Below are 8303 nucleotides of genomic sequence, written 5' to 3' on the forward strand. Positions count from 1 at the left end.
GTGTGTGTGGCACTGTCCACACCATGCGGCTCTGGCAGTCATGCTAACCCGCGTTTGATTCTTCGCGGCGGGCCAGCCCTCTTTGCCCCAGGGGAGTCATATTGACTAAGCCMCCCCTCTCCCCGGCCCTCTCCCCMTGAGGGGAGAGGGARAGACAGCCGCCGTCATGGCCCGCGGCTTTGGCCTGTTTGGCGGCTTCGTTCAGCGCTGCAGGTTCTCCTTGCCATTCAGCGCATCAGCAGCTTGATCATCGTTTCAAAGCGCTTGCCATAGGGTGGCTTCAGCAGCCCCGCGCCATTGATGCCGGATTGGCGGAAGATCGGCTTGAGCTTGGAGAAAGTCTCAAAGCCCGCCTGGCCGTGATATGCGCCCATGCCGCTGGGGCCCACGCCACCGAAGGGGAGCTCTTCCTGGGCGATATGCAGCAGCGTTTCGTTGATGCTGACGCCACCCGCCACGGTTTGCGCCATGACGTGGTCGATCGTGCGGCGGTCTTTCTCGAACAGGTAGAGCGCCAGCGGGCGTGGGCGGGCGTTGATGTAGCCGATCGCCTCTTCCAGCGTACGGTAGGTCACCAGCGGTAGCACCGGGCCGAAGATTTCCTCGCGCATCACCGTGGCGTCGGCGGGGACATCCAGCAACAGCACCGGCGCGAGGCGGCGGCGCTCCGGGTCCGATGGCAGCTGTGACAGCGGCACCACGCGCGCACCGGCGCGGGCGGCGTCGCTCACCAGGCTGTCCAGCCGCGCGAAGTGCCTCGGGCTGATGATGGTGGTGTAGTCGGGGTTGCCGGCATGGCCCGGCTGGCCCGGCAGGTCTGGATAGAGACGGGCGGCGCAGGCGCGGGCGGCTTCGACGAAGGGCTCGCGCAGGGCCTCGGGCAGCAGCACATAGTCTGGCGCGATGCAGGTCTGGCCGGCGTTGAGCAGCTTGCCCACCAGGATGCGTTCGACCGCGCGTTCCAGGTCGGCGCCAGGGCCGACGATGGCCGGCGATTTGCCGCCCAGTTCCAGCGTGACCGGCGTGAGGTTGGCGGCCGCCGCACGCATCACATGGTGGCCGACCTGGGTTGAGCCGGTAAACAGCAGATGGTCGAAGGGCAGGGCGGAAAAAGCGCTCGCCACTTCCGCATCGCCATTGATCACCGTGATCTCGTCGGGGGCGAAGGCCTGTTGCGTCAGGCGCGCGAACAACGCGGCGAAGCGCGGCGTGTACTCGGAGAGCTTGACCATGGCGCGGTTGCCCGCGACCAGCGCGCCCACCAGCGGGCCCACGGTCAGGTAGAGCGGGTAGTTCCACGGCACCACGATGCCAATCACGCCCAGCGGCTGCGGCATCAGCCGCGACGTGGCGGGCTTGAACCACAGCCCGGTGCGCACGCGCCGCACCCGCATCCAGCGCTTGCCATGACGCAGCGCATCGTCGATCCCGGCCACGCTGGGAAAAGCTTCGAGCAGTGCGGTTTCCTGGCGCGGGCGGTTGCCGAAATCGGCGCTGATGGCTTGCGAGATCTCGTCCATGTGCCCGGTCACCAGCTTGCGCAGGCGCCGCAGCCGGTCGGCGCGCACGGCCCAGGCCGGGGCCTGGTCGCGGCGCGAGGCGGCGCGCATGGCGTCGAATACGGATGAAATCTCGGGCACTTCTCTCATGTCGCGCTCTCCTTGGGGTCGTGCGCTGCCCTTGGCGCGCGCGGCGTTCAGATCCCCGCACCATATGCCATGCGGCGGCGCCTGACAATGGACGCCGGCCACTAGCCGCGCGCTTCAAACAACCGTATTCACCGACCCTCCTTCGCCCTTTCCAGTGCCCTGGCAAAGCCCTACACTGATTTCGCGGCATGCTTTCGGCGTGCCGGCCAGACCGGGTTGACCGGCATGCRCGGCCTGCCAAAGCGTCCGGCGCAACCCCGGCACACTGACCTCGGACCAGGCGGGGAGACGGATGGAAACCACCTTTGACTATCTCGTCGTTGGCGGCGGTTCGGCGGGGTGTGCCCTGGCCGGGCGGCTGGCCGACAGCGGCAGCGACAGCGTGGCAGTGCTCGAGACTGGCGGCCACGATCACCATGTGCTGGTGTCGACGCCGGCGGGCTGCGCGGCCATGCTGCCGCGTGCCGGCAGCCATAATTACGGCTACCGCACCGTGCCGCAGCCCGGGCTGAACGGGCGCCGTGGCTACCAGCCGCGCGGGCGCGGCCTGGGGGGCAGTTCCTCGCTCAATGCCATGATCTACACGCGGGGCACGCCGGCTGACTACGACCGCTGGGCTTCGGCCGGCTGCGACGGCTGGGCCTGGGACGATGTGCTGCCTTATTTCCGCCGGGCCGAATGCAATGAGCGCGTGACCGGGCGCGATGACGATCCCTGGCACGGCGGCAGCGGCCCGCTCCATGTGTCGGACCTGCGCACGCCCAATCCCTTTGGCCAGCGCTTTATCGAGGCAGCCCAGCAGGCCGGCTATCGCCGCAACGACGACTTCAACGGCGCGGACCAGGAGGGCGCTGGCTGGTACCAGGTGACCCAGCATGGCGGCGAGCGCTGGAATGCCGCGCGCGCCTACCTGCACCGCGGCGACGCCGCCGACCGCGCCAGCAATGGCGGGCGCGAGAACCTGGCTGTGATGACGGGCGCGCAGGTGCTGCGCATCGCGTTCGAGGGCCGCCACGCGGTGGGGGTGGTGGCGCGGCTGGATGGCCGCGAAACCCTCTTGCGGGCACGCCGCGAGGTGATCGTGTCGGCCGGCGCGTTCGGCTCGCCGCAACTGCTGATGGTGTCGGGTGTCGGCCCTGCCTCGCATCTGCGCGAGCTAGGCATTCCCGTGGTGCACGACCTGCCGGGCGTGGGCGCCAACCTGCAGGACCATCTCGACGTCATCGTGCACAAGCGGGTGGCGGCGTCCGAGCTGTTCGGCATCTCGGTGGGCGGCGTGTTTCGCCTGCTGGCCGAGATACTGCGCTACCGGCGCGAGCGCACCGGCATGCTGACTTCCAACTTTGCCGAGGCAGGCGCCTTCCTGAAGAGCCTCGCCGGGCTGGACGAGCCGGACCTGCAGCTGCATTTCGTGGTCGGGCTGGCCGACGACCATATGCGCCGAATCCGCCTGGGCCATGGCTATTCCTGCCACGTCTGCGTGTTGCGCCCGAAAAGCCGGGGCGAGGTACGGCTGGCTTCGCCCGATATCCGCGAGGCGCCGATGATCGACCCGTGCTTCCTGTCGGACCCGCGGGATCTCGACGGCCTGGTGGCCGGCGTGCGGATCGTGCGCCGAATCCTGGCACAGCCGCAGCTGGCGGCGTTCGGCGGCAAGGAGCTGTATTCGGCGCACTTGCCAGCCGATGGCGGCGACGACAGCGCGATCCGCGCGATGATCCGCGCCCATGCCGACACCATCTACCATCCCGTCGGGACGTGCCGCATGGGCATGGACGAGTACGCGGTGGTCGATCCGCAGCTGCGCGTGCGGGGCGTGGAAGGCTTGCGCGTGGTGGATGCGTCGATCATGCCAACGCTGATAGGCGGCAACACCAATGCGCCGGCCATCATGATCGGCGAGCGTGCGCATGACCTGATCCGGCACGGCCCGCGCGTGGTGTTGCGGATGGCGGAGGTATTGGCCGTGTGAGGGGCGGGGAGCGTCCCCCCGCCCCTCGCACCCGCGCTCAGGCCGTAGCCAGGCGGAAGGTCGATACCGTGTCGCGCAGCTTGCCGGCCTGGTCGTCCAGCGACTGCGCGGCGGCCGCCGCTTCCTCCACCAGCGCTGCATTTTGCTGCGTGACTTCGTCCATCTGGCCCACGGCCTGGTTGACCTGCTCGATGCCCGCGCTTTGCTCGTCGGAGGCCGCGGCGATCTCGGCGATGATGTCCGATACGCGCTTTACCGCGTTCTGGACTTCGCTCATGGTCTTGCCGGCATCCTCGGCTTGCGCCGAGCCCGTGCGCACGGTGTTGACCGAGCTGTCGATCAGGTCCTTGATTTCCTTGGCGGCGCTGGACGAGCGCTGCGCCAGGCTGCGCACCTCGCCGGCTACCACCGCGAAGCCGCGGCCCTGTTCGCCGGCGCGCGCGGCCTCCACCGCGGCATTGAGCGCCAGGATGTTGGTCTGGAAGGCGATGCCCTCGATCAGGCTGGTGATCTCCGCGATGCGGTTGGAACTGGTGCTGATCGCGCCCATGGTCTGCACCAACTGCTGCACGGCGGTGCTGCCGTGCTCGGCCACGCTGGCGGCATTGCCGGCCAGGCCGCTCGCCTGGCGCGCGTTGTCGGCATTCTGGCGCACGGTGGTGGTCAGCTCTTCCATGCTCGATGCGGTTTGCTCCAGCGAGGCAGCCTGTTGTTCGGTCCGTGCCGACAAATCGGTATTGCCCGCGGCGATCTGGCGTGCCGCCACGCCAACGGAGTCGGTCGAATGGCGCACCTCGCGCAGCGCCACGGCTACCCGCTCCAGCAGGCGGTTGAAGGCAGCCGCGGTACGGCCGATCTCGTCCAGGCGGCCCACCGGCGCGCGGCGTTCCAGGTCCAGGGAGCCGCTGACGTATTCCAGGGTCTGCTCGATCTCGGACAGGCTGCCGTGGATGCGGCGATACAGCGTCACGGCCAGCAAGCCGGTGACCAGCACCGCCACGACGATGACCGCCGAGAACACGCGAACCGCCGTGGTGTACTGCTCGCGATTTTGCGTCACGGCGAGCTCGCCCAGGTCGCCGTTATAGTTGATGTGATCGTCGATTGCCTTGCGCAAGGCGATCGATGCATTGTTCAGTTCGCCGCTCACCAGCATGGCGTGGGCCGTGGCGAAATCGTTGGCGCGTGATTTTTCCAGCATGACGGCACGCTCGGCGCGATAGCGCTTGAGCGCGGCGCGGTCGGCTTCGAGCATCTTGCGGTCGGTATCGTCGCTGATGTCGTCGCGCTCATACTTTGCGGCGGTGGTGTCGAACTTCTCGTCGGCGCGGGCCAGGGCGGCTTCGGCTTCGGCCTTGGCCTTGGGGTCGTCGCTCATGGCGTGCCTGTAGAGCGAGATACGCATGGCGTTGACGTTGTCCTTGAGGGTGCCCAGGGTGCGTACGCTACCTAGCGTGTTGTCGTTGAAGTACTCGAAACGTTGTTCCGACTCGCTGAGTTGCCAGATGCCGCCGAGGCCCACAACGAGCAAGGCGAGCAGGGCCAGGGATAAAGAAAGCAACAGGCGTTGGCTGATGTTCATGTCGGGATGTCGGCACCCGGCGTGTAGCAGGGCGCGCCGCTTGGTCATTTAATGGGGATGAATGCGCACTTATGTATTAAGTGAATGACATTAATACCAAGGGATTTACGGCAGGACCGGCGCCGCCTGTAGCGCGATGGCGCGAAAAAAGCGTGGCGAGGCGTCTGGCGCAGCCGCGTGCCTCAGGCCGGCCAGGCCCGTGCGATCACCCGCGCCAGCGCGGCGTCGTCGCCTTCCAGCGTGCCGAACACGCGGCCGTGCTGGCGCCCGAGCCGGCTGGCCACGAAGCGCTCGGCATCGTCGGGGTCGGCATGGCCGAGCATCAGCGCCGCCTGTGCGGTCAGCACGAGGCCCTGGGCAAAGCGGCGCGCGCCGGCTTCCAGGTGGTCCGGCGCATCCCGCAGCATCGCCTGCAGCGAGGCGAGTTCGGCCCGCACCGCCGGATGGCCGCCGGCGCGCCGCCCGAGGTCTTGCAATAGCCGCCCCGCGTCCTCGGGGTTGCGCTGCAGCGCGCGCAGTACATCGAGGCACATGATGTTGCCGGAGCCCTCCCAGATCGAGTTGACCGGCGCCTCGCGGTACAGCCGCGCCATCGGGCCTTCCTCCACGTAGCCGTTGCCGCCCCACACCTCCATGGCTTCGCCCGTTACCTCGATGGCCCGCTTGCAGACCCAGAACTTGGCCGCCGGCGTGACGATGCGCTTCCAGGCGGCGGCCAGCGGATCGGCATCGGCCCGCTCGAAGGCGTGCGCCAGTTCCATCATGAGCAGGGTGGCGGCCTGGCTTTCCAGCGCCAGGTCGGCCAGTACGTTGCGCATCAGCGGCTGCTCCACCAGCAGGCGGCCAAACGCCATGCGATGCCGCGCGTGATGGATGGCCTGCACCAGCGCCGCGCGGATGATGCCGGCGCTGCCGATCACGCAATCCAGCCGGGTATGGGTGGCCATCTCGATGATGGTCGGAATGCCACGGCCCTCCTCGCCGATCAGGATGCCGGTGGCCTCGCGGAATTCCACTTCGCTGCTGGCGTTGGAGCGGTTGCCGAGCTTGTCTTTCAGGCGCTGGATCTGCACCGGGTTCTTGCTGCCGTCGTCGCGAAAGCGCGGCACGAAGAAGCACGACAGCGGCCCATCCTCCGCGCCCATGCGCGCCACCACCAGGTGGGCATCGCACATCGGGGCGGAGAAAAACCATTTGTGCCCGGTGATCGCGTACTCCGCGCCGCGGCCCTCGCCGCGCACGGCACGCGCGACGGTAGTGTTGCTGCGCACATCGGGGCCGCCCTGYTTYTCCGTCATGCCCATGCCGATCATCACGGCGTGCTTGTCGCGCCAGGGCAGGTCGCGCGGATCGTGCTCCGTGGCAAACAGCTTCGGCTCCAGTTGCGCGAACAGCGCCGCTTCCTTCTGCAGCACCGGGATGCTGGCGAACGTCATGGTGGGCGGGCACAGGGATCCGGATTCGGCCTGCGCCTGCAAGTAATAGCCGGCGGCGCGCGCCACCCACGCGCCATGCCTGGGCTGCGCGAACGGCAGCGCCTGCAACTGCTGGCTGCGCAGCAGGGCCAGCAAGGCGTGCCATGCCGGCGGAAATTCCACTTCGTCGATGCGTTCGCCGGTGCGGCTGTGCGTATGCAGCTCGGGCGCGTGGCGATTGGCCTCGGCCGCCCACTGCTGCACATCGGGTTTGCCCAGACGCGCGCCGAAGACATCGAGCGCACTGGCGTGCCAGCCGCCACCAAGCCGCTCCAGCGCGGCGCGCAATGCAGGGTCGCCGGTGAACAGGTTGTAGCCGGTCAGGTCCGGGACCTGGTTGAACACGCGGTGGGTGGCGGCTTCGGTCATGAGGTCTCCTGTGCAGTCTTTTTGCGCGCGTTGCGCATGGGCATGTCTGATTGCATGGTAGAGCAAGCGGCGCGCTATGTGCGTGGGCTTGCACTGTGTCCTGTCCCCAACACTTCGCGCCGCCGTGGCAGGGCTCGCGGGCCGGGCGCTTGCCGTTCRCCGTTCCCCGGCGCTACACTGCACGCTCCTTTCTCGACGCTGCTGCGCAGAAGGTACTTTTTGCCCCGGTTCCCCGGAGGCCCCCCCGTACCTTGTATTCCCAGCAGCCATGTCTTCACTTCCCCGTCTTGAAAAAGCCCTGCAGCGCCGGGGCATCCATGTCGAGCGCCGCCAGGGTGTCTATCACCTGCGCAACGAACACGCGCAGGCCTCGGTGTTGTTGCCCGCCACGCTTCCCCTGGAAGCGAAAGCCGTACAGCAGTTGCTCGACTTCGCCGCGGTGCGTTCCGCGGACGGCCACCACGCCGTTTGCAAAGCCTGCGCCACGCCGGACTTTCATCCCGGTGGCATCGCGCCGGTCGGATCGATCGTTGCCACCGACGCGGATTTCGTCATTCCCGCCGCGATCGGCACCGACATCAACTGCGGCATGCGCTTGATCACCACAGGCCTGAAGCAAGCCGCCTTGCTGCCGCAGCAGGATGCCCTCGTGAGCAGGCTCACGCGTGCCCTGCTCGATAACGGCCGCGACGTGCCGGTGCATAGCGCCGCGTTCCGCGCCTTGTTTGACGAGGGACCCGCCGCGTTCATCGATCGCGTGGCCCCCCAAGGCTTGTGGGCGCAGGCCGATCGTGCCCGGCTGGAGGCCGAGCTTGCCGCTTGCGTCGGACTGGATGCGCTTGGCGGGAGTGCCCGCTATGCGCCGGATGCGCACGTCGGCAATCGCGAGATCTTTCGCGATCCCTGTCTCGGCACGCCGGGCGGGGGCAATCATTTCGTCGAACTGCAGGTCGTGGACGAGATCTTCGACAGGCACGCCGCGTATCGCGTTGGCCTGGCGTGCGGCGATGTCGTGGCGATGATCCACAGCGGCTCGCGCGATGTCGGCTTCTACGTGGGCCGGCGCTGGATGGACCGGGCGCGCCAGGCCTGGCCCGCCGGCCTGAAGCATCGGCGCTGTTCAGGTTAAGCGTGGATAGCTGCTAGACTTTGGTCGTTGATATGACGAGAGCAGTCGATGAACGCCCGCCAGTTCAAGAGATTCCTGGAGTCGGTGACCAAGCTCACCGCCGGCCAGTTGGAGCAGGTACGAAGCG

5 protein-coding genes are annotated in these 8303 nt (G+C 67.8%); 2 read left to right on the forward strand and 3 right to left on the reverse strand.

The genetic code is table 11. From position 1 onward, the window contains the following. Nucleotides 1-227: 227 nt before the first annotated feature. Nucleotides 228-1649, reverse strand: coding sequence for a coniferyl aldehyde dehydrogenase (locus AC1DS3_RS31330; RefSeq protein WP_477109671.1), 1422 nt, complete (start codon nucleotides 1647-1649; stop codon nucleotides 228-230). 292 nt (nucleotides 1650-1941) lie between these two features. Here AC1DS3_RS31330 and AC1DS3_RS31335 point away from each other — a divergent pair, with 292 nt between their 5' ends. Next, nucleotides 1942-3621, forward strand: a complete 1680-nt coding sequence (locus AC1DS3_RS31335) for a GMC family oxidoreductase (RefSeq protein ID WP_441641109.1) — start codon at nucleotides 1942-1944, stop codon at nucleotides 3619-3621. A 37-nt stretch (nucleotides 3622-3658) separates the two neighbouring features. Here the strand turns inward: AC1DS3_RS31335 and AC1DS3_RS31340 are convergent, their stop codons facing one another. Both AC1DS3_RS31340 and AC1DS3_RS31345 read right to left on the reverse strand, forming a co-directional pair. Further along, nucleotides 3659-5203, reverse strand: coding sequence for a methyl-accepting chemotaxis protein (locus AC1DS3_RS31340; protein ID WP_441641110.1), 1545 nt, complete (start codon nucleotides 5201-5203; stop codon nucleotides 3659-3661). 182 nt (nucleotides 5204-5385) lie between these two features. Beyond that, entirely contained in the window at nucleotides 5386-7047 is a 1662-nt protein-coding gene (locus AC1DS3_RS31345; protein WP_477128661.1) for an acyl-CoA dehydrogenase family protein, read from the reverse strand. Nucleotides 7048-7315: 268 nt separating this feature from the next. Between AC1DS3_RS31345 and AC1DS3_RS31350 the strand changes: the two genes are divergently transcribed. Further along, entirely contained in the window at nucleotides 7316-8176 is an 861-nt protein-coding gene (locus tag AC1DS3_RS31350) for an RtcB family protein (RefSeq protein ID WP_477128662.1), read from the forward strand. The last annotated feature ends 127 nt before the right edge of the window (nucleotides 8177-8303 follow it).

Source organism: Cupriavidus sp. 01L46, assembly GCF_056399905.1.

Excerpts from the sequence above, each read along its gene's own strand:
- AC1DS3_RS31330 (WP_477109671.1), bottom strand. The coding sequence starts at position 1,649 with ATGAGAGAAGTGCCCGAGATTTCATCCGTATTCGACGCCATGCGCGCC.
- AC1DS3_RS31340 (WP_441641110.1), bottom strand. The coding sequence starts at position 5,203 with ATGAACATCAGCCAACGCCTGTTGCTTTCTTTATCCCTGGCCCTGCTC.
- AC1DS3_RS31335 (WP_441641109.1), top strand. The coding sequence starts at position 1,942 with ATGGAAACCACCTTTGACTATCTCGTCGTTGGCGGCGGTTCGGCGGGG.
- AC1DS3_RS31350 (WP_477128662.1), top strand. The coding sequence starts at position 7,316 with ATGTCTTCACTTCCCCGTCTTGAAAAAGCCCTGCAGCGCCGGGGCATC.